The following is a 24590-nucleotide window of genomic DNA, read 5'->3' as shown; positions in this document are numbered from 1 at the left end:
CCAGGTCCCCAGAACTGTGTCCGATCGTCGATTCGCCCTGATCCCCTGTGCCGGTACCGGCAGCCGTGCCGGTGGCACCGTGCAGAAGCAATACCAGACCGTGGCCGGACGGCCGATGCTCTGGTACGCACTGGCCGCGTTTTCCGCGTGTGAAGCGATCAGCGCCACGGCGCTGGTGCTGGCGCCCGACGATATGCCGCTGACGACGCGGTTCGGCGCGGAAGCCTTTGCCGGATTGCGTTTCGATACCGCCTTCGTAGGTGGGGATTCGCGTCACGCATCGGTATTGGCCGGCTTGCACCACCTGGCCACGCTCGGCGCGCGGGACACCGACTGGGTACTGGTGCACGATGCCGCGCGCCCCGGGCTGACGGCCGCGATGATCGACACCCTGGTGCGAGCCGTGGAGTCCGACGACACGGCCAGCGAGCCGATCGGTGGCATTCTGGCGGTGCCGGTGCCCGATACGCTCAAGCGTGCCGACGCGACGGCGCGGATTGGTGGCACCGTGCCGCGCGAGGGGCTGTGGCAGGCGCAGACGCCTCAGATGTTCCGCATCGGCGTCCTGCGCCATGCACTGGAAGACGCTTTGGCGGCCGGTGCGGTGGTCACGGACGAGGCCAGCGCCATCGAGCGGCTTGGCCTGCATCCGCGACTGGTCAATGGGTCGCTGCGTAACTTCAAGGTGACCTATCCGGAAGACTTCGCGCTCGCCGACGTGCTGCTGCGCACCGGGCAACCTTCCGCCTGAACCATTTTTGCAAGGAGCTGTTTTGAATCCGTTCGATTTTCGAGTAGGGCAGGGTTATGACGTGCACGCGCTCGTGCCGGGCCGCAAGCTGATTCTGGGCGGCGTCGATATCCCGCATGACCGCGGCCTGCTGGGCCATTCGGATGCCGATGCATTGCTTCACGCCGTGACCGACGCACTGTTTGGCGCCGCCGCGCTGGGCGATATCGGCCGCCACTTTCCCGATACCGATCCCGATTTCAAGGGTGCCGACAGCCGGGTGCTGTTGCGCGAGGCCGCGCGCCGCGTTCGCGCGGCGGGGTTCGAGATCGGTAATGTCGATGCGACGGTCATCGCGCAGAAGCCCAAGCTCGCGCCACACATCGCCGGCATGGTAGCCAACCTGGCCGAAGACCTGAGCCTGCCCGTCACGCATTGCAACGTGAAGGCCAAGACCAACGAGAAGCTCGGGTTCGAAGGAAAGGAAGAGGGGATCGTCGCGCAGGCGGCGGTACTGATCTACCGCCGCACCGCCGACGTTCAGGACTGATTGCGGAAGCCGATCAGGGCGCTGGCGGCGCTGCCGCCGGCTCCTCGGCCGTGATCGGATAGCCGTAGTCGATCAATCGGGCCATTGCACCGTGGTGGGACCCGGCTTCCTTCCGCTTCTGGAATCCCATCTGTTCGCAGAGCTGGATGGCGGAATCCATTTCGGGCATCGCGCGGCAGATCAGCACATGGGCGCCGATGTCGCGTGCGCGCTGGATGCAGATTTGCATCAGCCGTTTGCCCAGGCCCAGTCCACGGGCCTGCGGACTCACCGACAGCAGCCGTGCTTCAGGTTGTGTCAGCGTGATGGTGGAGTCGTCCAGTGCGGGCAGCGTGGCCCCCGGATGGCAGAACAGCACGGCGCCGCTGACGCCATGATCGGTTTCCGCAACCCACCACTCCATATCGGGATTGTCCTTGGCGGCCAGCACGGACTGCATGCCGCGCTGGAACGACGCCCGGCAGTCCTCCATGATTTCGAGCTCATATTGCCCGTAGGCCTGCTGCGTGACCGCGGCGATGTCGCCCCAGTCGTGTACCGCGGCCAGCCGGAACCGGAAGCGCGGCGAATTGGGAGAAGGCAAGGTGCTCATGGCAACAGCAAAGTTCGTGACCTTGCGTCGATTGTAGGCCGCGCCATCCACAAATGCATCGGGTCGTTCGGCTGTATTGCGTGTCGGACAATACCAATTGACGCGGGCAAAAACAGAGCCGGCAGACACTTTGCAATGTCTGCCGGCCTTTGGTGACGGGTGGCGCGCAGGTTGCGTTGCGAGCCGTTTCGCCCGTAATGCGCGCTTATTCCGCGACGATGACGTTGGCGGCCGCGCCAATCACGGCAGCGATCCGGCCTACGTCACGCAGCTGCTGGGCGCTCATGCCCTGCTCGTTCTTCAGCAGCTGGTAGTGCGACTTCACGCAGAAATGGCACTTGCCGATGATCGAGGCAGCCAGGGCGTACATCTCGAAGCGGCGCTTGTCCACACCACCATGCGTAGCGTAGGCGTTCATGCGCAGGCCTGCCGGCTGGCTGGCCAGATCCGGGTCCTCGGCCATCTCGACGTACGGATACCAGATGTTGTTCATGCCCATCAGCGCGGCGGCCGTCTGCGTGGCGGTGACTTCCTCGGGCGACAGCACATTCGCGTTGCGGATCACGTCGACGATTACCTTGCTCTTGGCGGCAAAGGCCGCGGCCAGCGCCACCGCGACCGCATCGTTGCCTTCCAGCGACGAACGCGCAATCGTGCCATCCACATTCAGGCGGATGTCCTTGGCGTAGTCGGGGATCAGGTTCTTAATCGTGCTGATGAATTCCATTTATTTCTCCTATCGACGAGGGCTCAAAAAACCCGCATCAGCGGGTTTCGACATGAAAGGGCGCCAGGCCCTTCCATGTGATGTGCCGGGTCACGCGAGGTGACTGGCAGGCAGGGCCAATTACAGCGTGGCGCCGCCGACAGCGCGGTTGCACGGGCACAGTTCGTCCGTTTGCAGACCGTCCAGAATACGCAGGACTTCTTCCGGGTTGCGGCCGACGTTCAGGTTGTTCACCGAAACGTGCTGGATCACATTGTCCGGATCGACGATGAACGTGGCGCGCAGGGCAACGCCAGCTGCCTGGTCACGCACGCCCAGCTGGTCCACCAGCGAGCCGGTCACGTCGGCGAATTGCCACTGGTTCAGCTTGTTCAGGTCCTTGTGTTCACGACGCCATGCCAGCTTCACGAACTCGTTGTCGGTCGAACCGCCCAGCACGATCGCGTCGCGGTCGGCAAAGTCGTTGTTCAGCTTGGCGAATGCCACGATTTCGGTCGGGCACACGAAGGTGAAGTCCTTCGGGTAGAAGTAAATGATCTTCCACTTGCCTGCGAACGACTTTTCGGTGATGTCTTCGAAAGCCGACTGGCCATTCTCTTCGTGGTTGTTGAAACCCGGCTTGACACCAACGATGCTGAAGGCTTCGAGCTTGTCACCAACGGTCTTCATTGACTTCTCCTGATACGGTTGAACAGATTGAGGCTTGCAATCCGCAATTGGCGTCCCGCAGCAATGGGGATGTCAATCGGAATTGCACGAAAGCTGTGAGTATGCGTTTTTCGGCGCATCACGGCCAATTGGTTTTCTTAACCGGGCCGATAGGTAACGTCCGGACCCCGCAGAGTCGGATAGCCGCAAGTATGCCATGCGCTGACACTCACGTCGCACCGCACAAAAAGATGCGCGCCGCCATCACATTACTGCCACGCGAACGTGTCAGGCACATGAAGGCGGCGCGCTGCCGGCGGGCCGGTGTCTGGATGACGCTCAGGTCAGGCGGGGTGCAGCGCCGACTGTTCGCGGCGTGCGCGGAAGATAATCAGCGTGGCTACCAGGCCGCACGCCGCGGCGAACATCAGCCACAGGCCCGGTGCGGCCTTGTTGCCCGTGCTGTGAATCAGGTAGGTCGAGATCGCGGGCGTGAAGCCGCCAAACAGCGCCGTGGCCAGGCTGTATGCCAGGGAGAAGCCGGCGGTACGCACGGCGGGCGGCATCACCTCGGTCAGCGTGACCACCATTGCGCCGTTATAGCTGCCGTACAGGAAGGACAGCCACAGTTCCACCATCAGCAGCCGCTCGAACGACGGCGCCGCAACCAGCCACGACACGGCCGGGTAGGCGGTCAGCAGCGTGGCGATGGTGAAGAACACCAGCAGCGGCTTACGCCCGATCCGGTCGGACACCGCGCCCATCAGCGGCAGCCAGATGAAATTCGACAGGCCCACGCACATCGTGACGATCAGGTTGTCCACGTCGTCCAGCTTGAGCACGGTCTTGCCGAACGTGGGCGTGTACGCGGTGATCATGTAGAACGACACCGTGGTCATCACCACCAGCATGCAGCCGGCGATGATGATGCGCCAGTTGTCGAGCATCGAACGATAGATCTCATTGATCGACGGACGGTGCTTGCGCGTGCGGAATTCTTCGGTCTCTTCGAGCGAGCGGCGGATCAGGAACAGGAAGGGCACGATCAGGCAGCCGATCAGGAACGGCACGCGCCAGCCCCAATCATCCATCTGCGCCGGCGCGAGCGTGGCATGCAGGATCACGCCGAGCAGACCCGCGAAGATCACGGCCACCTGCTGGCTGGCAGATTGCCACGCCACGTAAAAGCCTTTCTGACCCGGCTTGGCGATCTCGGACAGGTACACCGATACGCCGCCCAGTTCCACGCCGGCCGAAAAGCCCTGCAGCAGGCGCCCGAACAGCACCAGCAGCGGCGCGGCCACACCAATCGAGGCGTAGCCCGGCACCAGCGCGATCAGCAGCGTACCCAGCGCCATCAGCACCAGCGTGGCGATCAGGCCCTTGCGGCGGCCGTGATGGTCGATATAGGCGCCCAGCACGATGGCACCCAGCGGCCGCATCAGAAAGCCCGCGCCAAATGTGGCCAGCGACAGCATCAACGATGCGAACTCATCGCCGGAAGGGAAGAACGTACGCGCAATGGCAGCGGCATAGAAGCCGTAGACCATGAAGTCGTACATTTCGAGGAAGTTGCCGCTGACGACGCGGAACACGGTACGGAACCCGTGTTGTGATGTGGAGGTGCTGGACATGGCTGTCTCTCGGTCCGCCGCCGGTGGGCCGGGCGGCATGTTGTCGATCGTTGTCAGTCATGGCGGATTGGGAATATGCGGCAGGCACACCATGACAGCGGATGCCGTTGTATGCATCGGCCTGTCGATGGCGTGAAGTGTGCGCAATGTCGCTGTCATTCGCCTGTCAGCGACCTTTCAAATCCCTATCAAATGCTGAAGAAAACCTGTCAATGGGCAGGTAAAGCGTGCGCAGATGCAAAAAGCATCACGCGCGCTTGAATCGCGCGCTGACAACCAGGCCCGATTTCGGCGCGGGGCGGTTGGCCAGAATCAGGCGGCCACCGTTGCGTTGCAGGATGCGGTTGACGATCGACATGCCAAGGCCCGCACCCTTGGCTTCGCTGCGTGCGCTGTCGAGCCGGTAGAACGGCCGGGTCAGCAGGGACAACTGCTCGTTCGGCACGCCGGGGCCGGTGTCGGCTACCACCAGCACGGCTTCCTTGTCTTCCACGCTCGTGGAAATCTCGACTTCGGCCATGCCCGATTCCTCGTCCTTGGCATAGCGGCGCGCATTCTCCACGAGGTTGTCGAGAATGCGCTGGATCTCCATGCGGTTGGCCACGGCCATGACGGGGCCGTTCGAACGTACATGCACGCGCACATCGTCATGCGCGGCGTAGACGCCGACCGATTCCTGCACCAGGGTGGACAGGTCGACCGGTTCCACCACTTCCTGGCCGGGACGGGCGTAGTTCAGGAACTGGCCGATGATGGCATCCATCTGTTCGATGTCGGCAATCATCGCGTCGCGCGTGGTGCTGTCCACCGGTGACATCTCGGTTTCCAGGCGCAGCCGTGTGAGTGGGGTACGCAGGTCGTGCGAGATACCGGCCAGCATGACGACGCGGTCGTCGTCGAGCTGGCGCAGGTCGCGCACCATCTGGTTGAAGCTTCGGTTGGCCTGGGCCACTTCGCTGGCGCCCTGTTCGCGCAGCGGCGGCGCTTCGCCTCCGGTACCGATCAGCTTGGCGGCGTTGGCCAGCCGCTTGAGCGGGTAGTTCACGCGCGCCGTGATGAATGCCGCGCCGATGATCGACAGCAGCAGCGCCGCAATACTCCACCACAGCCACTGTATGCCGGGCACGCGCTCAAAGCGCTCGGGGCTGATGGCTACCCAGTAATCGTCGCCCTCGATCTCGAAACTCACCCACACGCCGGGAATATCGTTGACCGTGGTGGCCAGCACCGTGTCTTCGCCAAGGCGGCCGCGGATTTCCTGTTGCACAAGCTGCGTCAGGAACGGGTTGGCCTTGGGGGCGGCGAAGTCGTCGTCCTTTTCGCGCGGGTAGACCTTGATGCCCTCGTTCTGCACGAGGTCGAGCAGCAGGAACCGGCGCCTGGCCGGATCCGAGTAGAGCAGGGCCGCACGGGTGAGCTTGACCACGCTGACCACCTGCATGGCGATCTGCTGGGCGCGCGGTGCGCGTTCGAAGAGCCGATAGCTCTGGAACCAGATACCCAGCGAGATCGCCAGCAAAAGGGCGATCAGCATGAAGGTTCGCCAGAACAGCGAACCGAAGAACCGCGTTGCGGTACGGCCGAGGGCGGTCGCCACGATGCTGCCTGTGCGCGACCGGGATTACTTCACGCCATCGGGGATGAAGACGTAGCCGAGGCCCCAGACCGTCTGGATAAAGCGGGGGTTGCTCGGATCGGGTTCGATCAGCTTGCGCAGACGCGAGATCTGCACGTCCAGGCTGCGGTCGAACACCTCGTATTCGCGGCCGCGTGCCATTTCCATGAGCTTTTCACGCGACAGCGGCTGGCGCGGATGGCGGGCGAAAACCTTGAGCACCGAGAACTCGCCCGTGGTGAGCGTGATTTCCTCGTCGTTCTTGGTCAGCGTGCGCGTGGCCAGATTCAGTACGAAATCGCCGAACGCAAACGTTTCCGGCGTTTCCGACGGGGCGCCCGGCACTTCGGCCGGACCCTTGCGGCGCAGCACCGCGTGAATGCGTGCGATCAGTTCTCGGGGATTGAAGGGCTTGGGCAGATAATCGTCGGCACCCATTTCCAGGCCGACGATACGGTCCACGTCCTCGCCCTTGGCGGTGAGCATGATGATCGGGGTCTGGTCATTGGCGCCGCGCAGGCGGCGGCAGATCGAAAGCCCGTCTTCGCCGGGCATCATCAGGTCCAGCACCAGCAGATCGAAACGCTCGCGCAGCCAGAGCTTGTTCATGGCGGTGGCGTTTTCCGCCACGAGTACCGTGAAGCCCTGCTCGCCAAGGTAGCGGCGCAGCAGGTCGCGCAGGCGCGGGTCGTCATCCACGACGAGAATCTTGTGGCTGGTATTTTCCATGGCGGTATCTTAGCGACTATCGCTTTCGCTCAAAATGGCTTAACAAAACGTTACATACTTTACCCCGTGGTATGGCGGCGTGCACCTTTTGTGCATTTACACTCCGCAAACCGTTTCCCGAGGCCATCCTGGCCGATGGGTTTTTCACGGTTTACCACGGGCATCGTGCAATCCCTGCCGCGACTTCTGGCATTCGCCTGGCTGTCCGCGGGGCGGTGCCGGTGTAGCGCCCCCGGAAGATCGTCGGGAGGCCACAGTCGAAACCGCCATTATCCAATGAAAGTGAAGCAAAACCGGCACGGGCAAACCCTGCGTCGCACAGTGTGCGCGCGAGTGGCCTGGCTTGCCGGCATGACCCTGCTGATGGCCGTGGCTCCTGTCACGGCGCAAGCCCAGTCGGCGGGCATGGCGCATCTGCTTCACCCGAAGGGGCAGCCGCCGGGCGGGCAGGGTGGCGGCAGCCAGCCGCAGCCCGACCGCAACCGCCCGCCGCCGCGCCGCGGCGACCGCGCCGAAACCGAGCGCGACATGGCCGATCGTGCCGCCCGCCAGGGGCAGCGCGGAGGCAGCCAGGGCCTGTCGCCCGACGAGCGCAAGACACTGCGCAAGAATCTCTACGACATCGGCAAGGAAATGTACCGGGGCGGCTGATCAGCCCGCCGTCCGGAAGTGCCGCAGAAAGTCCACAAAGACCTCGGCTGCCTGCTGGGCGTCTTCCACGGTAATCGTTTCCAGCGGATTGTGGCTGATGCCGCCGTTGCCGCATCGCACGAACAGCATGGCGACATCGGTGATCTGCTGCATCATCATGGCGTCGTGACCGGCGCCCGACGGCAGCTCGAACACTTCCGCGCCACGCTTTCTCAATACTGCCGCAAACTGGTCCATCAGCCAGCGCGCGCACGGCGCGTTGTTAACGGGCGTGACACGCTCCACGCTGACCTGAAGCGACCGCCGGGCGGCAATTCTCTCGATGCCGGCGACGATGTCGGCGATGGCCGCCTCCCGAATGCCGTCCTCTCCCGCGCGAATATCCATCGAAAACACACAGGCGGCCGGAATCACGTTGCTCGATCCATTCGGCACCTGCAATTGGCCCACCGTGCCGACCAGCGTCGGTACCTGGGCGCAGCGCTGTTCGACCAGCAGGATCATTTCGGCGGCGCCGGTGGCGGCGTCCCGGCGCATATCCATTGGTGTCGTGCCGGCGTGGCTGGCCAAGCCCTCCACGCGCACCTGGAAGCGGCTGCTGCCGGCGATCTGCGTCACGATGCCCAGCGGCAGGCCGCGGTTGAGCAGCACCGGCCCCTGTTCGATATGGACTTCGACAAAGCCGGCCAGCGTGGCCGCATCGACTGCCGCGGCGCGCAGCGCGTCGAGATCGCCCGCGCCGGGGAAACCGGCCTGGGCCAGCGCTTCGCGCATCGACACGCCGTCGGTGTCAACGCGGTCCAGCAACGCCGGGTCGAAGCGACCCGCCATGACGCTGCTGGCCAGGAAGCTCGTCTTGAACCGCAAGCCTTCTTCTTCCGCGAAAGCCACGACTTCGAAGTGGTAGGGCAGACGGATGCCCGCGTCGCGCAAGGCACCGACCACGGCGATGGGCAGAAGAATGCCCAGCCGCCCGTCGTAGCGGCCGCCGTTGCGCACCGTGTCGAAGTGCGAGCCGGTCATCAGCACCTTGGGATTGGCCTCGGCCGGATCGGCGGCATAGCGCCCGATCACGTTGCCGATGGCGTCGATGCGCACGGTCATGCCGGCGTCTTCCATCCAGCGCGCCAGCAGGGCCTGGGCCTGCGCATGCGCCGGCGTCAGAAAGGCGCATGTCAGGCCGTCTTCCATGTCGGAGTACTGGGCGAGGGCGTCGGCACGGTCCAGGATCGACTGGCCGAGAGAGGGCGTGGCAGTGGTCATGACATCAACACATCGGAACAACAATTGGAAATGACGGCGTTCAGCCGTTCCTGAGCCAGGTCTTCCAGGCCAGCCAAAGCTTGCGCATCGGCGTCAGTGAAATACGCTGGGTCAGTACCTGAAACTGGCTCGCTTCGATTTCGTCGAGCAACGCCTGCTGGATCGCGGCCAGCGCGAGCAACGCCCGCTGCGACCGGCGGTCGACGCGCGGCAGCAGTGCCAGTGCTTCCTGGTGCAGCGTCCGCGCCTGGCTGGCCTGGTCGCGCATCAGCGCGACGAACTGATCCGAATGGCGCGATTGCAGGATGTCGGCGGCAGGTACCTCGAAACGCTGCAAAGTATCCACGGGAATATAGATGCGGCCCTGGCGGGCGTCGTGGCCGACTTCACGCACGATGCGCACGCGGATCAGCGACAACCCAAGCTTTTCCGCCGATTCCAGCGTGCGTTCATCGGTAAACCCAAGCAGGCGCGCGGCCAGTTTGCCCGAGGTGCCGCCGACGAGCCGGCAGTAACGGCCGAGTGCGCTTTCATCGAAATAGCGCGACTGCGCCAGGTCCATTTCCGTGCCATCGAGCACCTGGGCCATCTCGGCCTGCGGCAGGCTGGCCACGAATGGCAACAGGGCAAGGCTGACCGGATGGTTTGGGCTGCCTTCGTACAGGCGGCGCAGTTCGGCGCGCCACCAGTCCAATCGTTGCAGGGCTACGCCGGCATCGTGGTTCTCATGGACGATGGCATCGAGTTCGAGGCGCCAGGCTTGCAGTGCGGTCAGGGCGCGGCGGCGTTCGGGGGAAAGGAGTAGGCAGCTGTAGTAGAAGCTGGAGCCGCTTTTTGCGGCTTTGTCCTGGCAAAACTGATCGGGCGTCACGCCAATCTCTTTCTGGTGGGGCGGCGGGGTGGCGCCAAAGTGGCGAATTGTAACATCGGCCTGCCTTGGCGCGGCCGTGCGCCATTGGCGCCGGCGGGGTGCAGGCCACGCCGGGGAGTCGGCGTTTTGTCGCCAAATATGCCCGTTCGTCATCCGCCGTTTGACGCACTCTGGACGGATCGCTATATTACTGACCGCAAAGTTATTTATTTCCCGGCCGATATCCGACGATCGGCCGCAGTCAGCATGGAGGCACCCAGTCAAGAGGTGCCCGGAGCAGCCCCTCACGGCCAAGCGGCCGCGCAGTATCTCTGTAGTGCAGATTATTCAGCTTCATCCTTTCCACCGACTCAACACGCTTGTCCATGCCAGTGCAATACGCCGGGCCGGAAGTTGCGGCCGCTGAAGTTCAGGTCCTCACCATGTCACGCCATGCCGTGCCCGCGCCGCGCAACCGCGCGCGGACGGCCAGGGTGGCGCTTGGGTTGCTGGCCGCGGCCGGGCTGCTGGCGCTGAGCGGCTGTGGCAAGAAAGCCGAACCGGTGGAGGACGTACGGCCGGTGCGTGTCATGCAGCTCAGTCCGTCGGCCGGCAAGACGGCGTTTGAATTCTCGGGAGAGGTGCGGCCGCGCATCGAATCGCGCCTCGGTTTCCGCGTCGGCGGCAAGATTTCGGCCCGTCTGGTGGACGTGGGCGCCACCGTGCGAAAGGGACAACCGCTGGCGCGCCTGGACCCCACCGACCTGGCGCTGGCCGAATCGGGTGCGCGGGCCCAGTATGAGGCGGCGAAAACCGATCGCGATCTCGCGGCCGCCGATCTCAAGCGCTACAAGGAACTGGCTGCCAAGAACTTCATCAGCGCCGCCGAACTGAACCGGCGTCAGGCCACCTTCGACTCGGCCGCTTCGAGACTAGACCAGGCGCAGGCGAACCTGCGCAACCAGTCGAACCAGACCGGCTACGCCGTGCTGACGGCCGATGCGGATGGCGTGGTCACCGCCGTCGATACCGAGGTCGGTCAGGTCGTCACGCCCGGCCAGCCCGTGATCCGCGTGGCCCAGACCGCCGAAAAGGAAGTGGCCATCGGCCTGCCCGAGGACCAGGTCGACATGCTGCGTGGCATTACCGACGTCGCCGTTCACACCTGGTCAGATCCGGACCGCTTGCTGCCGGGCCGGGTGCGCGAAATTTCAGGCGCGGCCGACCCCGTGACGCGCACGTATCCAACGCGCGTCAGCATTCCGAACCCGCCAGCGGACCTGCGTATCGGCATGACCGCCGTGGTGTCGTTCACGCGCGCGGGCGATGCCAGCACGATCCGGATTCCGCTGACCGCGCTGCTGCAGGACAAGGGCACCAGCCACGTATGGATCTATCAGGCCGGCCAGGGCGGCACCGGCACAGTCAAGCCCGTGCCGGTGACCCTGGGCGACGCGCAGGGCAACCTGATCGAAGTGCGCCAGGGCCTGGCGCCCGGTCAGACCATCGTCACGGCTGGCGTGCACCTGCTCAAGGCCGGGCAAAAGGTCAAGCCGATGCAGAACGTGGCGCCGGCCCAGCCGGCTTCAAATCCGGGCGCGCAGATGGGCGCCCTCGATCGCCGCCTGGGCTGAGGGCGGCGCATGGAACATTCGCGTTTCAACCTGTCGCGCTGGGCTCTCGAGCACCAGCCGCTGACGCGTTACCTGCTGGTGGTGCTGCTGCTGGGTGGCCTGCTGGCGTTCTTCCAGCTTGGTCAGGACGAAGACCCGCCATTCACGTTCCGCGTGATGGTGGTGCAGGCGTTCTGGCCCGGCGCCACGGCGGAGCAGATTGCCGTGCAGGTGACCGACAAGATCGAGCGGCAGCTGCAGGAGGTGCCATACGCCGACAAGATCCGCAGCTTCTCCAAGCCTGGCGAAACCACGGTGATCTTTCAGCTGGCCGATAACGCGCCGTCCAAGGACATCGCGCAGATCTGGTACACGGTGCGCAAGAAGATCGGCGATATCCAGCAGACGCTGCCGCAGGGCGTGCGCGGACCGTTTTACAACGACGAGTTCGGCGATGTCTACGGATCCATCTACGCGTTGTCCGCCGACGGCTTCAACTACAAGGAACTGCGCGAATACGCCGACCTGGTGCGGCAGGAACTGCTGCGCATCCCGGCCGTAGCCAAGGTCACGCTGCTGGGGCTGCAGGACGAAAAGATCTTCATCGAGTTCAATCAGACGCGCTTTGCCCAGCTGGGACTCGATATCAACGCCATCGCCAACCAGATTTCAGAGCAGAACAACCCCACGGGCAGCGGCGTGCTGGTGACCCCGACCGACAACCTGCAGGTGCGCGTCACGGGCCAGCTTGGCGATGTGGATGACCTGAAGAACCTGGTGCTGCGCGGCCCCAACGGTATTGCCAACATCCGCCTTGGCGACATCGCGCATGTCTATCGCGCCTATGTCGATCCGCCCGTCAGCAAGATGCGCTTCAACGGCAAGGAAGTGATCGGGCTGGGTATTTCGATGGAGAAGGGCGGCGACATCATCGCGCTCGGCAAGGAGTTGCGCCGCGTGACGGATGGGCTGCGAGGCCAGTTGCCGGTGGGCATCGAGATGGATCAGGTGCAGGACCAGCCCCAGGCCGTCAAACGCAGCGTCGGCGAATTCGTGCACGTGCTGATCGAAGCCGTGGTGATCGTGCTGGGTGTGAGCTTTGTGGCGCTCGGCCTGCATACCAAGCCGCTGCGGCTGGACGTGCGGCCTGGCCTGGTGGTGGCACTGACCATTCCGCTGGTGCTCGCCGTGACGTTCCTGTTCATGAATATCTTCGGGATCGGCTTGCACAAGATATCGCTGGGCGCGCTGATCATTGCGCTCGGGCTGCTGGTGGACGATGCCATCATCGCGGTGGAGATGATGGTGCGCAAGCTCGAGGAGGGTTTCTCGAAGATGGAGGCGGCCACCTTCGCCTATACCTCCACGGCCATGCCGATGCTGACGGGTACGCTGATCACGGCTGCGGGGTTCCTGCCCGTGGGTCTGGCCCGTTCCACCGTGGGCGAGTACACGTTCGCGATCTTTGCGGTCACGTCGCTGGCGCTGGTGCTGTCGTGGCTCGCGGCGGTCTATTTCACGCCGTACCTGGGCTACCTGATCCTGAAAACGCGCCCGAACGATGGCGGCCATCACGAGGTATTCGACACGCCGTTCTATGCGCGCTTTCGTAAGCTCGTGAACTGGTGCGTCACCTGGCGCAAGACCGTTATTGTCGTGACGCTGGTGGCGTTTGCGTTGGGTCTGCTGGCGTTCAAGTACGTCGAAAAACAATTCTTCCCGGATTCCAGCCGCCCCGAGCTGATGGTGGAGCTGTGGATGCCGGAAGGCACCGCGTTTGCCGAGACCGAAGCGATTACCAAGCGGTTCGAGGTCGCCATGCGCCGCGACAAGGCGGTGGAAAGCGTGACGTCGTTCGTCGGAAACGGGTCGCCGCGTTTCTATCTGCCGCTGGACCAGATCTTCCCGCAATCGAACGTGGCGCAGGCCATTGTGATGCCGGTGACCGTGGAGGCGCGCGATGCCTTGCGCAAGCGCATTGAGCGCGTGCTGGCGACCGAGTTTCCGCAACTGCGCGGGCGCGTGAAGCTGCTGCCCAACGGGCCGCCCGTGCAGTATCCAGTCCAGTTTCGCGTGATCGGGCCTGACGCCGCCGGTGTGCGCAAGGTGGCGGACCAGGTGCGCGCCATCATGGCCGACAACCCCAACACCGTTGGCGTCAACGACAACTGGAACGAGAACGTCAAGATGCTGCGCCTGGAGCTGGATCAGGACAAGGCGCGCGCGCTGGGCGTGACGACCAATGCCATTGCGCGGGCCACCCAGGCCGTGTTGACCGGTGTGCCGGTGGGGCAATACCGCGACGCCGACAAACTGATCGACATCGTCATGCGCACGCCGCGCAGCGAGCGTGACACGATGTCCGACCTGAATAACGTGCTGGTGCCCACCAGTAGCGGGCGTGCGGTGCCGCTGACGCAGGTTGCGCGCGTGACGCTGAAGTCCGAGCCGGGTGTGATCTGGCGCGAGAACCGCGATTTCGGTATCACAGTGCAATCCGATATCGTTGATGGCATTCAGGGGCCGACGGTCACCGCGCAGGTCAACCCGAAGCTCGATCCGATCCGTGCCACCTTGCCGGCGGGCTACCGTATCACCGTTGCGGGTGCCGAGGAGGAAAGCGGCAAGGCCGGTGCATCGATTGCTGCCCAGCTGCCACTTTGCATCTTCATCATCTTCACGCTGCTGATGCTGCAGTTGCACAGCTTCTCGCGCGCCGTCATGGTGTTCCTGACCGGGCCGCTTGGACTGATCGGCGCCGCCGCCACGCTGCTGCTGTTGCACTCCCCGATGGGATTTGTCGCGCAACTTGGCATCACGGCGCTGCTGGGCATGATCATCCGCAACTCGGTGATTCTGGTGGACCAGATCGAGCAGGACATCAAGTCCGGGCTGCCACCGTGGCATGCCATCGTCGAGTCGGCGGTACGTCGATTCCGGCCGATCATCCTGACCGCAGCCGCGGCGGTTCTGGCGATGATTCCGCTATCGCGCTCCACGTTTTGGGGGCCGATGGCGGTGGCGATCATGGGTGGCCTGGTGGTTGCCACCGTGCTGACGCTGCTGTTCCTGCCGGCGCTTTACGCAACCTGGTTCCGTGTGAAGCCGCCGGAGGAGGATGAGCGCGGGGTAATGGCGGGTTAGTGGCGGAGTAACGGTCTCACCGAAGGCTCCACCTAAGGCCCCACCGAACATTGGCGCCGACCCCGCTCAGGGTCGGCGCTTTTTCCATTCATAGTCCGCCGGCGGATCGGCCGCACCGGGTTTGCCAACCGAATTCGGGTTCTCCGAGCAAAGCGTGACAAAGCTGACCGGCTCGCCCGCAAACTGCCGGCGGCGCAGCGCTTCCGCAAGCTGCAGCGCGTCCTTGAGCGCGTCGCCGGGAAACGACTGTGCGTGAGGCGCCATCCCTTCGGTGGTGGCCTCGGTCCAGTAGATCATGTACATGTCGTGCCCCTCTTTTGTGTCATCTTTTTTGTCATCCTCGATCTCACGCGGCCTGGCCGCCGCAGATGCCAACCACAAAGTCGACGAAGGCGCGCACCTTGGCAGGCAGATGCTGGCGCGACGGGTATAGCGCGTAGAGCGGAAAAGTCTCGTCGCCCCAGTCGGTCAGGATCTTCACAAGTTTGCCTTCGTCGATCAGTGCCTGCGCACCGTATTCCAGTGTCTGGCATATCCCGTGCCCGGCCACGCAGACACTGTGCATGGTCCCGCCCTCGTTGACCACTAGCCGGCCATTGGCCTGCACCACCTGCTGCATTTTGCCTTGCCAGAATTCCCACGAAAAAGGGCGGCCGGTTTCAGGGTCGCGGAAGTGGATGCACGTATGCGCGGATGTTTCGAGATCGGCCGGCACACGCGGCCTGCCGTGACGTTTCAGGTATGACGGCGCGGCGAGCGTGACGACACGCGCATCCATCAGTTTGCGCGCCACCAGCGTCGCGTTGCGCGGATGGCCGAAGCGGAAGGCCACGTCGAAGCCGTCGGCCACCATATCTCCCAACGTGTCGCGGGTGACCAGATCGAGGGTCAGGTTCGGGTGATCCTCCACGAACTGGCCCAGGCGCGGCCCGAGCACAAGCCTGGAGAAGTACGGGTCGATATTGACGCGCAGCCTGCCACGTACCGCGCTCACACCGCGTGAAGCGGCGCTTGTGACTTCCTCCAGTTGCGCCAGCAGCGGCGTGACCTCTTCGTGGAAGCGTCGCCCTTCGTCGGTCAGCGTCACGGAACGTGTGGTGCGGTCGAAGATCCGGATGCCAAGCCGTGCCTCCAGTCTGGCTACGGCGCGGCTGACCCCCGATTGCGTCATGTCGAGCGTTTCGGACGCGCGCACGAAACTGCCGTTGTCCACGATCGCCATGACCACGCCAATGCCATCCAGAATCCGCGCGTCGAAATTCATCGTCGATGCTACGCAGTCATCAATCAAGTGACCGCCATGTTATCGCGTAAAGCGGTGCCGTCGACCAGAATTCGGTCACCGCGGCGCGCTTCGTGCCGCATCAGACAGGAGAGAACCATGTACGCGGTAACCGGAATCACGGGACAGGTAGGCAGTGTTGTGGCGTTGGCGCTGCTGGCGGCCGGTCGGGATGTGCGCGCAATCGTGCGCAACGAGGCAAAGGGCAAGACCTGGGCCGATCAGGGCTGCCAAGTCGCACTGGCGGCGATGCATGACGAGCAGGCATTGATTCGCGCCTTTGACGGGGCGGCAGCCGCGTTCATTCTGCTGCCACCGAACTTCGATCCAACGGAAGGCTTTCCCGAGTCACGCGCGATGATCGGGGCGATCCGGGCGGCGTTGCTGGCGGCCCGGCCAAAGCGCGTCGTGTGCCTGTCGACGATTGGCGCGCAGGCCCGGCAGCCCAATCTGCTGAATCAGCTTTCGCTGCTTGAGGCGGCGCTAGGCACCTTGCCGATGCCGGTAGCGTTCCTGCGCGCGGGCTGGTTCATGGAAAACACGCTCTGGGACATCGAGCCAGCCCAGGTCACCGGTGTGATTGACAGCTATTTACAGCCGCTGGACAAGCCCGTGCCGATGGTGGCTACGGCCGACGTCGGGCGGACAGCCGCCGCGCTGCTGCAGGAGGACTGGCAGGGCGTGCGCGTAGTGGAGCTTGAAGGCCCGGCGCGCGTTAGCCCGCTCGATATCGCCGCCGCGCTTTCGGCGTTACTGGGCAAGCCGGTGCGGGCGCGCGAAGTGCCGCGCCACAGCTGGGAAGACCTGTTTCGCGCACAAGGCATGCGCAATCCGCTGCCACGTGCGCAGATGCTCGACGGCTTCAACGCGGGCTGGATCCGGTTCGAGGGCGAAACCCGGAAGGGCAGCCTGCCGCTGCAAGCCGTGCTGGAAGGGTTGGCCGCCCGCAGGGATTGAGCGCGGGCGAGCGTGGGCTATTCGGCCAGTTCAAACACCACATCCTGCGCGCCTTCCCAGAGCACCTTGGTGCCTAGTGCGCGCAGGTTTTCCTTGCCTTCGACGATGGTCAGGAAGTGGTTGCCGGCGAGCTGGCCCATCTTGCTGGCGAAGCAGCAGCTGCCATAGGCCAGGATGATCTCCGTTTCACTGTATCCGCCTGGGTAGAACAGGATGTCGCCGACGGACGGATGGCTCGTGTGATTCTCGAAGCCGACCCCGAGCTTGAACTCGCCAAGCGGAATCCAGCAGCCTTCGCCGCTCCAGCGCACATGGATCAGCTTCTGGCGGTAGGGCAGGAGCTTGGAGAAGGCTGCGACGGTCTCGGGCGCGTCTGGGTGGGTTTCGGCGATGAAGGTATAGCCGGCGGCGGTGATGCGGAGTCGGGTCATATCGTTCTGAATGCGTTCGGTTGAGGGCCAGTCCATCTTATGCCAAAACCGGCTCAAGCCAGCGCTGTCATCAACGTCTGTGCCACGGCAATCAGACTCCGGTCGCTACCTTTCGGCCCGATCAGCGAAATGCCCAGCGGCGCGCCGTCGCGGCCGGACAATGGCAGGTTGAGCTGCGGAAACCCGGACAGCGGCGTCAGACACAGCGTGTGCGCCGCGGTGGTGCGATAGCTTTCCAGCGCTTCCATCGGCGTCGTGCGCAGCGGGGCGATGTCGGGCATGGTCGGCAGCACCAGAATGCTGTCGTGGCCAAGCAGACGGCCCAGATGCGCGGTGAATTCGCGGCGCACGGCAGTCGATTGCTCGAACTGCGCCGGGGTCACGCCCTTGCTGAACGCGAAGCGGCCCGCCACGTCGGGTCCGAGCTGCAATCCATAGTTTTCGATCAACGCGCCCTGGGCCTGCCACGCTTCCCACCCCTGCACGTAGCGGAACGCCCAGTACAGGTCCGACAGCGGCCGGTCGGCCACGTCCACGGGGCTGGCCTTGCCGAGGATGGCTTCGAGGCGCGCCACCGTCGGCGCCAGCGCCGCGCGGGCTTCCGGTGTGGGCAGTTCGAACAGATCGGCGGCCAGCAGCAGTTTCGGCGCGGCCGGCAGTGGGTCGCCATCGGTGCCGAACAACACATCGGCCACGCGTGCGAACGTGGCAATGTCGCGCGCGAAGAAGCCGCAGGTGTCGAGCGACTCGCAGAGCGGCATGCAATGTTGCAGCGAGATACGCCCGTGCGTCGGACGAATGCCGAACAGCCCGCAGTGGCTGGCCGGCGCGCGCACGGACCCGCCCGTGTCGGTGCCCAGTGCGAAGTCGCTGAGGCTGTTGGAGACTGCCGATGCGGACCCGGACGACGATCCGCCCGTGATGCGATCCGGCGCCGCGCCGTTGTACGGGCCGCCGTAATGATGGTTCTGGCCGTTCATGGAAAAGGCCAGTTCGTCGGTGTGCACCTTGCCGACGAACGTGGCGCCGGCGTCCAGCAGCTTCTGCACGGTGGGCGCCGTGACGGTCTTGATGCCCGAGCGCGCCAGGACGTGAGGATTGCCGCCACCGGTCGGATACCCCGCCACGTCAAACAGATCCTTGACCGCGAAAGTCAGGCCCCGCAGCGGACCGCTGGTTGCATTCGGTACCGCCGCGTCGGGATATGGCAGGAACGCGCGGGCGGGATGGGTGGCCAGGCTCATGGTGCTCAGTTTCCTTGTAGGAGGGTGTTCTAAGGTCATGCCGCGCATTCGCTGGAGGCCGGTTCGGACACCAGTATGCAGCTGACGTGGTGGTGGTTGCCGAGCGACACGGCACGCGGCACTTCAGCCATACATTCGGCACGCGCGTGCGAACAGCGCGGCGCAAATGTGCAGCCCGGTGGCAATGCCGACAGGTCGGGCGGCGCGCCGCCGATCGTTTGCAGCCTTTGGCCGCGATCCATACCGTGCTGGCGGCTTTGCAGCAGCGCGATGGTGTAGGGATGGCGCGCCTCGCGCATCAGCGTGCGGATCGGGCCTTCCTCCACGATGCGGCCGCCGTACATCACCGCCACGCGGTCGGCGATCTCCACGGCCGCGCCGATGTCATGCGTGACGAAGACAATCGACAGGCCCAGCTCGCGCTGCAGTTCGCGCAGCAGGATCAGCACCTGGATCTGCACCGTGGCATCGAGCGCTGTGGTCGGTTCGTCGGCCAGCAGGATCTTCGGTTGCGCGGACAGCGCCAGCGCAATCATCGCGCGCTGCCGCATGCCGCCCGACATCTCGTGCGGATAGGCGGCCAGGCGGCGCTCCGGGCTGGGAATCCGTACCGCTTCCAGCGCCTTCAGGGCCAGCGCCTTCGCCTCCGGCTTAGATACCTTGCGGTGCGTGCGGATACATTCGACGATCTGCTGCCCGACGGTATAGACCGGATCGAGTGCCAGCAATGGCTCCTGGAACACCATCGCGATGGTGCCGCCCCTCAGGCGTGCCAGCGCGCGTTTGTCGAGCTTGAGCACTTCGGCGCCATCGACGCGGATGTCTCCGGACATCGTAGTGCGGCGCGGTGGATGCAGACGCATCAGGGCGCGCAGTGTCACGCTCTTGCCGGAGCCCGATTCACCGATCAGCGCCACGGCTTCACCGGGTGCGACGTCGAGCGATACGCCATTCACGGCCTGGATCGTCTTGCCGCCGCCCGAGAACGTGACCCGCAGATCGCGCACCGACACGGCGGGAGTCGTGGCCGAGGCGACGGTAGCGGTAGTGGAGGTAGTGGACATCTTGATCTCCCGCGAATTCAGGGCGTGGCGGTGTGCAGGCCCGGCGCCATGCGGCGCAAGGGCAGCGAATGACCGCCATCGGGCATCGCCATCAGGCAGGATACGGGATGACCGGCGAGCTGATCGGACAGCACGGGCTTGCGGCGTTCGCAAACCGGCTCGGCGCGCGCGCAGCGCGGATGGAAGCTGCAGCCAGACGGCGGGTTGATGGGGTTCGGCGGATCTCCGGCCAATGGCGCGGCCAGCGTACGGTGATCGGGGTCCATCGACGGCATCGACGCCAGCAGGGCGCGGGTGTACGGGTGCGCGGGGTTGGCATAGACCGATTCGGTATGGCCGACTTCGACCACCTTGCCGAGATACATCACCATCACGCGGTCGCAGAGGTAGCGGACCACGTTGAGGTCGTGGCTGATGAACACGTAGGTCAGGTCGAATTCGGCCTTGAGATCGAGCAACAGGTTCAGCACCTGTGCCTCCACCGATTTGTCGAGCGCGGAAACCGCTTCGTCCAGAATCACGAGCCGTGGCCGAGGCGCCAAGGCGCGGGCGATATTTACACGCTGGCGTTGCCCGCCCGACAGCTCATGCGGATAGCGCCCGGCAAATCGTCTGGGTTCCAGTCCCACACGGTCGAGCAGATAGCGCGCGCGTTCGGTGGCTTCCTTCGGCGGCACGCCATGCACGCGCGGTGTAAATGCAATCGATTCCTCGATCGTCAGCCGCGGATTCAGCGACGAATAGCTGTCCTGGAACACCATCTGCACCTGGCTGCGGAACGCCTTCATCGGCAATTGCGGCGACCCCACGCCCTGCGCGTCGAAGATCAGCTCGCCGCTGTCGTGCGGGGTCAGTTGCATCAGCAGGCGCGCCGTGGTGGATTTGCCGCAGCCCGACTCGCCCACCACGCCGAGCGTTTCGCCCTTCAGCACGTCGAAGCTGACGCCATCGACCGCACGAACGACGTCGCCCGGACGGAACGGGATTGCCGACTTCAGCGGAAAGTGCTTGACCAGATCGCGGGCGATGACCAGCGGCTGGGCAGGGCCGCCGACATCGTCCGGCGCTGGGGACATTGGCGTCTCGGTCATGCTCACTCCTTGATTTCCATTGCCGAGCGGATGCCATCGGCCAGCAGGTTGAACGAGATCGATGTCATGAAAATCATGGCGCCGGGCAGCGCGGCCACCCACGGCTGCGTGTAGATGGCCGTGCGCAGCGTGTTCAGCATCAGGCCCCATTCGGGCTCTGGCGGCTTGACGCCGAGACCCAGGAACGACAGCCCCGAGGCCAGGATCATCGACACCGAGATCAGGCTGGTGGCGTAGACGAAGATCGGACCGAGCACGTTGTTGAGAACGTGCGCGCGCACGATGGTCAGCGGCGATGCGCCCGATGCCCGCGCCGCGTCGACGAATTCGCGGTTGCGTACCTGCGTGGTCACGCTCTCGGCCACGCGCACGATCTGGGGCACGAATACGATGGTCAGCGACAGCAGCGCGTTACCCACACCGGCGCCCAGCGTGCCGGACAACGCAATAGCCAGCAGCACCGACGGAAACGCATAGAGGATGTCGGTCAGACGCATGATGATGGTATTGGTCCAGCCACCTGCGTAGCCTGCCACGATGCCGATGGCGCTGCCGATCACAAAGGCCAGCAGCACGGGCGTGATGCCCATGAACAGTGACAGGCGCGCACCGAGCATGAGACGCGACAGCATGTCGCGGCCCAGCTCGTCGGTGCCGAGCGGATAGCCCTCGAACCCGATCGGCTTCAGCCGCTTGAGGATCGAGGATGCATATGGGTCGGCTGGCATGAGCGCGGGCGCGAAGATCGCCATCACGATCAGCGCAAGCAGGACCAGCGCCGCGATCATCGCGAGCTTGTTACGCAGCAGGCGACGGCCCACGGTGGCCCAGTAGCCGGGCGACCGCTCCACGGGCAGTGGCGCAACGGCCTTGTTCAATGTCATTTCCATGCCGGCATCCTTGGTTCCGTTGCTCAGTTGCGTTGAATTCGGGGATCGAACAGCGTCTGCAACGCATCGACCAGCAGGTTCAGCATCACGAAGAAGACGGCCAGCACCAGGATCGTGCCCTGCAGCAGCGGGAAGTCGCGCTGGAAGATCGCGGAGTTGAGCAAGAAGCCGGTGCCCGGCCACGAGAACACGGTCTCGATCAGGATCGAACCACCGAGCAGATAACCGAGCTGCAGCCCCATTACCGATAGCGCGGTGGGGGCCACGTTCTTGACCACGTGGCGGAACACGGCCAGATCGGATAGCCCGCGTGCGCGCAGGCCGACGATAAATTCATTGGAGAGGATTTCCGCCACCAGCGCGCGGATGGTGCGCGCCACGATGCCCATCGGAATCACCGACATCGTCACCGCCGGCAGCACCATGTACTGGATGTGTTCCCAATCCCATGCCCAGTCGTTCGATCCGCCGGGGCCCGCGCCGGTGGCAGGCAACCAGCCGAGCAAGACCGAGAATGCAATCACCAGCACCATGCCGAGCCAGTAGTGAGGGATGCTGACGCCCAGCACGGACAGGAATGACGCGATGCGGTCGGGTACCGAATCGCGCAAGTAGCCAGCCACAAAGCCAAACAGGCAGCCGAACGTGAAGCCGATCAGCGTGGCAAGTGCTGCCAGCCGGATCGAGTTGACCACTGCCGTCGAAACTTCCGACATGACCGGGCGGTTCGTTGCGATCGAGGTGCCAAGGTCGCCATGCAACGCGCGCACCAGCCAGTGAAGAAATTGCTCGAAGAAGGGCTTGTCGAAGCCATACAGCGCGGTTAGCTGACGCCGCAATTCCTCGGATGCGTCGGGCGGCAGCACAGATACAAGCGGATCGCCGGGCGCGATATGGACCAGCGAGAAGCAGAGCAGGGCGACCCCAAGCAGGATCGGCAGCGCATACACGATGCGGCGGAGCAGGTAAGTCATGGTCTGGAGCCGGCTTGTGGGGATTGCGACGACAATTCGATACGGCTCCCCTTTCCCGTGGCGCGGGAGAGGGGAGCGGAGCGATTCAACCGCGGACTCAATCCATCGACATCGTCGCGATATCGATGAACCAGCTCTGCGGTTGCACCACGCCCTTGACCTTCTTCGAGATCGCGCGCGGGCCTACGTCGTGGGCGATCAGCACGAAGGGCGATTCCTCGACGATGCGCGCGTGCAGCTTGGCGAGCGCGGCGTCGCGGTCCTTCTCGCCGAACGAGGTACGGGCGTTTTCAATCAGCTTGTCGAACTCGGCATTGCCGAAGTAGCCCCAGTTGTTCGATACCGGCGGCTGCGTCTTGGTGCTGACAAAGCGCACCATTGCGAAGAACGGGTCCATCGCGGCAAAGCTGACGTTGATCGCGTTGGTGCCATGCGCGCTGGCGTCCTTCGCGCCGATCCGCCAGTTCGTGAACAGCGTGTTCCATTCCACGACGTCGAAGTCCACGTCGAAGAAGCACTCCTTGAGGTTCTGCTGCACGTATTCGTTCATCGGCAGCGGCTGCATCTGGCCGGACCCCGACGCCGATATCTGCACCTTGACCTTGACCGGCTTGGCGGCCGAGTAGCCGGCTTCGCTCATCAGCTTGCGCGCCGCGTTGGGGTCGTACTTGATGTCGAACTTCGGATTGCCCCACCACGGGTTGCCGGCTTCGACAATGCCCTTCGCCTCGGCCATGTAGCCGCCCAGCAGCGTCTTCAGGCCCGCGCGGTTCACGCACAGGTTGGCGGCCTGGCGCACGCGCTTGTCCAGCCACGGTGAGTTGGGCGCGAACGAAAGCTGCCACGGCCACATATGTGGCTGGGCGTTGGCGTAGACCTCGAAGCCACGGCTCTTGATCTGCGCGATCGCGTCAGGCGCGGGCGCCTCGATCCAGTCGACCTGGCCCGATAGCAGCGCCGCCGTGCGGGCGTTGGCCTCGGGCATCGGCACCATCACGACCTTGTCGATCTTCGGCGTGCGTTTGCTGTCCCAGTATGTGGCGTTCTTTGCCAGCTCCAGGCGCTCGCGCGGTACGAACTTCGTCATCTTGAACGGTCCGGTGCCCGACGCATCGGCGGCGAACGCCACCCATGCCTGCTTGGTGCGCTCGGCCGGGTCCGTCACCGATGCGGGCACGGCGGCCAGCTTCTTCTCCCATTGCGTAGGCGACGCCATGAACAGGTTCGACAGGTTGTAAGGCAGGAACGAATCCGGCTCGGACGTGACCAGCTCCACGGTCATGTCGTCGATCTTCTTCGCGCCGCGCAGTGTGGGCATGCGCGAGGCGGTGACACCCACCTGGCTCGGGTCGAACTGCTTTGCCGTCTTGTCGAGCACCTTGTTGACGTTCCAGACCACGGCGTCGGCGTTGAACGGTGAGCCGTCGTGGAATTTCACGCCCGGCCGCAGCTTGAATGTCCACTTCGTCTTGTCCTTGTCGTCGACCTTCCATTCGGTGGCGAGGCCCGGCGTCAGCAGACTCGGTCCGTTGCTCTTGGACAGGTCCCATGCGGTCAGCGCGTCGTACATCGGGATGCCGGTGAAGCGGTTGCCCTCGAAGCCCTGGTCGGGCTGGCCGAGTGTGCGCGGAATGTCGGCCGCGGTCATGCCGATGCGCAGCGTCTTGTCTGCCATCGCCACGCCGGGCAGGATCAGCAGCGACAGCGCGACGGCTGCCGGGAGCGAACGGACGGCGGCAGAAAAACCATTCACGCGGGAGGACTTGAAGGGATTCACAGGCAGGGCTCCTGATGGTGGAAGGGGAAGCGATGAACGATGTGCAGTCAACGTTCGGTCTAGCAAGTGATGTGCCAGTAGCCATGCACCATCCACGGCCGTGGTCTGCTTCTTGCTCGATCCAGGCTCGATGT

At 64.4% G+C, this 24590-nt stretch carries 23 protein-coding genes; 6 read left to right on the top strand and 17 right to left on the bottom strand.

All coding sequences use genetic code 11. The annotated features are described in order from the left end of the window. Nucleotides 1-16: 16 nt before the first annotated feature. The gene (gene ispD, locus AC3FLX_RS20110) at nt 17-751 is read left to right on the top strand and encodes a 2-C-methyl-D-erythritol 4-phosphate cytidylyltransferase (protein WP_488699067.1); all 735 of its coding nucleotides are present in this window, start codon (nt 17-19) and stop codon (nt 749-751) included. Between the two features lie 22 nt (nt 752-773). Continuing rightward, nucleotides 774-1280, top strand: a complete 507-nt coding sequence (gene ispF / locus AC3FLX_RS20105) for a 2-C-methyl-D-erythritol 2,4-cyclodiphosphate synthase (protein WP_488699066.1) — start codon at nt 774-776, stop codon at nt 1278-1280. A 13-nt stretch (nt 1281-1293) separates the two neighbouring features. Here the strand turns inward: ispF and AC3FLX_RS20100 are convergent, their stop codons facing one another. From AC3FLX_RS20100 to ompR, 6 genes are all read right to left on the bottom strand, one after another. Then, nucleotides 1294-1872: a GNAT family N-acetyltransferase gene (locus AC3FLX_RS20100; protein ID WP_488699065.1), complete on the bottom strand. Its 579-nt coding sequence runs from the start codon at nt 1870-1872 to the stop codon at nt 1294-1296. Nucleotides 1873-2077: 205 nt separating this feature from the next. Beyond that, complete coding sequence (locus AC3FLX_RS20095) at nt 2078-2599, bottom strand: carboxymuconolactone decarboxylase family protein (protein ID WP_488699064.1); 522 nt, start codon at nt 2597-2599, stop codon at nt 2078-2080. A gap of 120 nt (nt 2600-2719) precedes the next feature. Then, a complete protein-coding gene (locus AC3FLX_RS20090; protein WP_488699063.1) occupies nt 2720-3268 on the bottom strand; it encodes a peroxiredoxin in 549 nt (182 codons plus the stop codon). A 323-nt stretch (nt 3269-3591) separates the two neighbouring features. Further along, the gene (locus AC3FLX_RS20085) at nt 3592-4881 is read right to left on the bottom strand and encodes an MFS transporter (protein WP_488699062.1); all 1290 of its coding nucleotides are present in this window, start codon (nt 4879-4881) and stop codon (nt 3592-3594) included. Between the two features lie 247 nt (nt 4882-5128). Next, on the bottom strand, nt 5129-6478 hold the full coding sequence (locus AC3FLX_RS20080; protein ID WP_488699061.1) for an ATP-binding protein: 1350 nt from the start codon (nt 6476-6478) through the stop codon (nt 5129-5131). Between the two features lie 24 nt (nt 6479-6502). Next, on the bottom strand, nt 6503-7225 hold the full coding sequence (gene ompR / locus AC3FLX_RS20075) for an osmolarity response regulator transcription factor OmpR (protein ID WP_010810107.1): 723 nt from the start codon (nt 7223-7225) through the stop codon (nt 6503-6505). Between the two features lie 351 nt (nt 7226-7576). Between ompR and AC3FLX_RS20070 the strand changes: the two genes are divergently transcribed. Continuing rightward, the gene (locus AC3FLX_RS20070) at nt 7577-7876 is read left to right on the top strand and encodes a hypothetical protein (protein WP_488699060.1); all 300 of its coding nucleotides are present in this window, start codon (nt 7577-7579) and stop codon (nt 7874-7876) included. Here AC3FLX_RS20070 and AC3FLX_RS20065 read toward each other — a convergent pair whose 3' ends face one another. Next, entirely contained in the window at nt 7877-9139 is a 1263-nt protein-coding gene (locus AC3FLX_RS20065) for a Zn-dependent hydrolase (protein WP_488699059.1), read from the bottom strand. A 40-nt stretch (nt 9140-9179) separates the two neighbouring features. Continuing rightward, nucleotides 9180-10010 carry a presqualene diphosphate synthase HpnD gene (gene hpnD / locus AC3FLX_RS20060; RefSeq protein ID WP_488699058.1) on the bottom strand — a complete coding sequence of 277 codons (831 nt, stop codon included), beginning with the start codon at nt 10008-10010 and terminating at the stop codon, nt 9180-9182. 422 nt (nt 10011-10432) lie between these two features. On the opposite strand from hpnD, the gene AC3FLX_RS20055 reads away from it, so the two are divergent. Both AC3FLX_RS20055 and AC3FLX_RS20050 read left to right on the top strand, forming a co-directional pair. Then, nucleotides 10433-11623, top strand: coding sequence for an efflux RND transporter periplasmic adaptor subunit (locus AC3FLX_RS20055; protein WP_488699057.1), 1191 nt, complete (start codon nt 10433-10435; stop codon nt 11621-11623). Between the two features lie 9 nt (nt 11624-11632). Continuing rightward, nucleotides 11633-14746: an efflux RND transporter permease subunit gene (locus AC3FLX_RS20050; protein WP_488699056.1), complete on the top strand. Its 3114-nt coding sequence runs from the start codon at nt 11633-11635 to the stop codon at nt 14744-14746. A 66-nt stretch (nt 14747-14812) separates the two neighbouring features. Here AC3FLX_RS20050 and AC3FLX_RS20045 read toward each other — a convergent pair whose 3' ends face one another. After that, nucleotides 14813-15049: a hypothetical protein gene (locus AC3FLX_RS20045; protein WP_488699055.1), complete on the bottom strand. Its 237-nt coding sequence runs from the start codon at nt 15047-15049 to the stop codon at nt 14813-14815. A gap of 43 nt (nt 15050-15092) precedes the next feature. Beyond that, nucleotides 15093-16010: a LysR family transcriptional regulator gene (locus tag AC3FLX_RS20040; protein WP_488699054.1), complete on the bottom strand. Its 918-nt coding sequence runs from the start codon at nt 16008-16010 to the stop codon at nt 15093-15095. Between the two features lie 117 nt (nt 16011-16127). Between AC3FLX_RS20040 and AC3FLX_RS20035 the strand changes: the two genes are divergently transcribed. After that, entirely contained in the window at nt 16128-16985 is an 858-nt protein-coding gene (locus AC3FLX_RS20035) for an NmrA family NAD(P)-binding protein (RefSeq protein WP_488699053.1), read from the top strand. Nucleotides 16986-17002: 17 nt separating this feature from the next. Here the strand turns inward: AC3FLX_RS20035 and AC3FLX_RS20030 are convergent, their stop codons facing one another. The 7 genes from AC3FLX_RS20030 to AC3FLX_RS20000 form a co-directional block, all read right to left on the bottom strand. Further along, the gene (locus tag AC3FLX_RS20030) at nt 17003-17416 is read right to left on the bottom strand and encodes a DUF3830 family protein (RefSeq protein ID WP_488699052.1); all 414 of its coding nucleotides are present in this window, start codon (nt 17414-17416) and stop codon (nt 17003-17005) included. Nucleotides 17417-17469: 53 nt separating this feature from the next. After that, nucleotides 17470-18660, bottom strand: coding sequence for an amidase (locus AC3FLX_RS20025; protein ID WP_488699051.1), 1191 nt, complete (start codon nt 18658-18660; stop codon nt 17470-17472). Nucleotides 18661-18695: 35 nt separating this feature from the next. Continuing rightward, nucleotides 18696-19724, bottom strand: a complete 1029-nt coding sequence (locus AC3FLX_RS20020) for an ABC transporter ATP-binding protein (RefSeq protein WP_488699050.1) — start codon at nt 19722-19724, stop codon at nt 18696-18698. Nucleotides 19725-19741: 17 nt separating this feature from the next. After that, nucleotides 19742-20815, bottom strand: coding sequence for an ABC transporter ATP-binding protein (locus AC3FLX_RS20015; RefSeq protein WP_488699049.1), 1074 nt, complete (start codon nt 20813-20815; stop codon nt 19742-19744). A gap of 2 nt (nt 20816-20817) precedes the next feature. Continuing rightward, on the bottom strand, nt 20818-21705 hold the full coding sequence (locus tag AC3FLX_RS20010) for an ABC transporter permease (protein ID WP_488699048.1): 888 nt from the start codon (nt 21703-21705) through the stop codon (nt 20818-20820). A gap of 23 nt (nt 21706-21728) precedes the next feature. After that, nucleotides 21729-22679, bottom strand: a complete 951-nt coding sequence (locus tag AC3FLX_RS20005) for an ABC transporter permease (protein ID WP_488699047.1) — start codon at nt 22677-22679, stop codon at nt 21729-21731. A gap of 97 nt (nt 22680-22776) precedes the next feature. After that, nucleotides 22777-24354, bottom strand: coding sequence for an ABC transporter substrate-binding protein (locus AC3FLX_RS20000; RefSeq protein ID WP_488699179.1), 1578 nt, complete (start codon nt 24352-24354; stop codon nt 22777-22779). Nucleotides 24355-24590: the final 236 nt, after the last annotated feature.

It is taken from the genome of Cupriavidus sp. 291-E7 (assembly GCF_057798835.1).
The sequence above is the reverse complement of the archived record's forward strand: the minus strand, read 5'-3'. Positions and strand labels throughout refer to the sequence as shown.

Bases quoted from the DNA above. Each gene is read 5' to 3' on its own strand.
- AC3FLX_RS20100 (WP_488699065.1), bottom strand. From the start codon at position 1,872: ATGAGCACCTTGCCTTCTCCCAATTCGCCGCGCTTCCGGTTCCGGCTG.
- AC3FLX_RS20095 (WP_488699064.1), bottom strand. From the start codon at position 2,599: ATGGAATTCATCAGCACGATTAAGAACCTGATCCCCGACTACGCCAAG.
- AC3FLX_RS20090 (WP_488699063.1), bottom strand. From the start codon at position 3,268: ATGAAGACCGTTGGTGACAAGCTCGAAGCCTTCAGCATCGTTGGTGTC.
- AC3FLX_RS20085 (WP_488699062.1), bottom strand. From the start codon at position 4,881: ATGTCCAGCACCTCCACATCACAACACGGGTTCCGTACCGTGTTCCGC.
- ompR (WP_010810107.1), bottom strand. From the start codon at position 7,225: ATGGAAAATACCAGCCACAAGATTCTCGTCGTGGATGACGACCCGCGC.
- AC3FLX_RS20070 (WP_488699060.1), top strand. From the start codon at position 7,577: ATGACCCTGCTGATGGCCGTGGCTCCTGTCACGGCGCAAGCCCAGTCG.
- AC3FLX_RS20065 (WP_488699059.1), bottom strand. From the start codon at position 9,139: ATGACCACTGCCACGCCCTCTCTCGGCCAGTCGATCCTGGACCGTGCC.
- AC3FLX_RS20055 (WP_488699057.1), top strand. From the start codon at position 10,433: ATGTCACGCCATGCCGTGCCCGCGCCGCGCAACCGCGCGCGGACGGCC.
- AC3FLX_RS20050 (WP_488699056.1), top strand. From the start codon at position 11,633: ATGGAACATTCGCGTTTCAACCTGTCGCGCTGGGCTCTCGAGCACCAG.
- AC3FLX_RS20045 (WP_488699055.1), bottom strand. From the start codon at position 15,049: ATGTACATGATCTACTGGACCGAGGCCACCACCGAAGGGATGGCGCCT.
- AC3FLX_RS20040 (WP_488699054.1), bottom strand. From the start codon at position 16,010: ATGAATTTCGACGCGCGGATTCTGGATGGCATTGGCGTGGTCATGGCG.
- AC3FLX_RS20035 (WP_488699053.1), top strand. From the start codon at position 16,128: ATGTACGCGGTAACCGGAATCACGGGACAGGTAGGCAGTGTTGTGGCG.
- AC3FLX_RS20030 (WP_488699052.1), bottom strand. From the start codon at position 17,416: ATGACCCGACTCCGCATCACCGCCGCCGGCTATACCTTCATCGCCGAA.
- AC3FLX_RS20025 (WP_488699051.1), bottom strand. From the start codon at position 18,660: ATGAGCCTGGCCACCCATCCCGCCCGCGCGTTCCTGCCATATCCCGAC.
- AC3FLX_RS20020 (WP_488699050.1), bottom strand. From the start codon at position 19,724: ATGTCCACTACCTCCACTACCGCTACCGTCGCCTCGGCCACGACTCCC.
- AC3FLX_RS20015 (WP_488699049.1), bottom strand. From the start codon at position 20,815: ATGACCGAGACGCCAATGTCCCCAGCGCCGGACGATGTCGGCGGCCCT.
- AC3FLX_RS20010 (WP_488699048.1), bottom strand. From the start codon at position 21,705: ATGGAAATGACATTGAACAAGGCCGTTGCGCCACTGCCCGTGGAGCGG.
- AC3FLX_RS20005 (WP_488699047.1), bottom strand. From the start codon at position 22,679: ATGACTTACCTGCTCCGCCGCATCGTGTATGCGCTGCCGATCCTGCTT.
- AC3FLX_RS20000 (WP_488699179.1), bottom strand. From the start codon at position 24,354: ATGGCAGACAAGACGCTGCGCATCGGCATGACCGCGGCCGACATTCCG.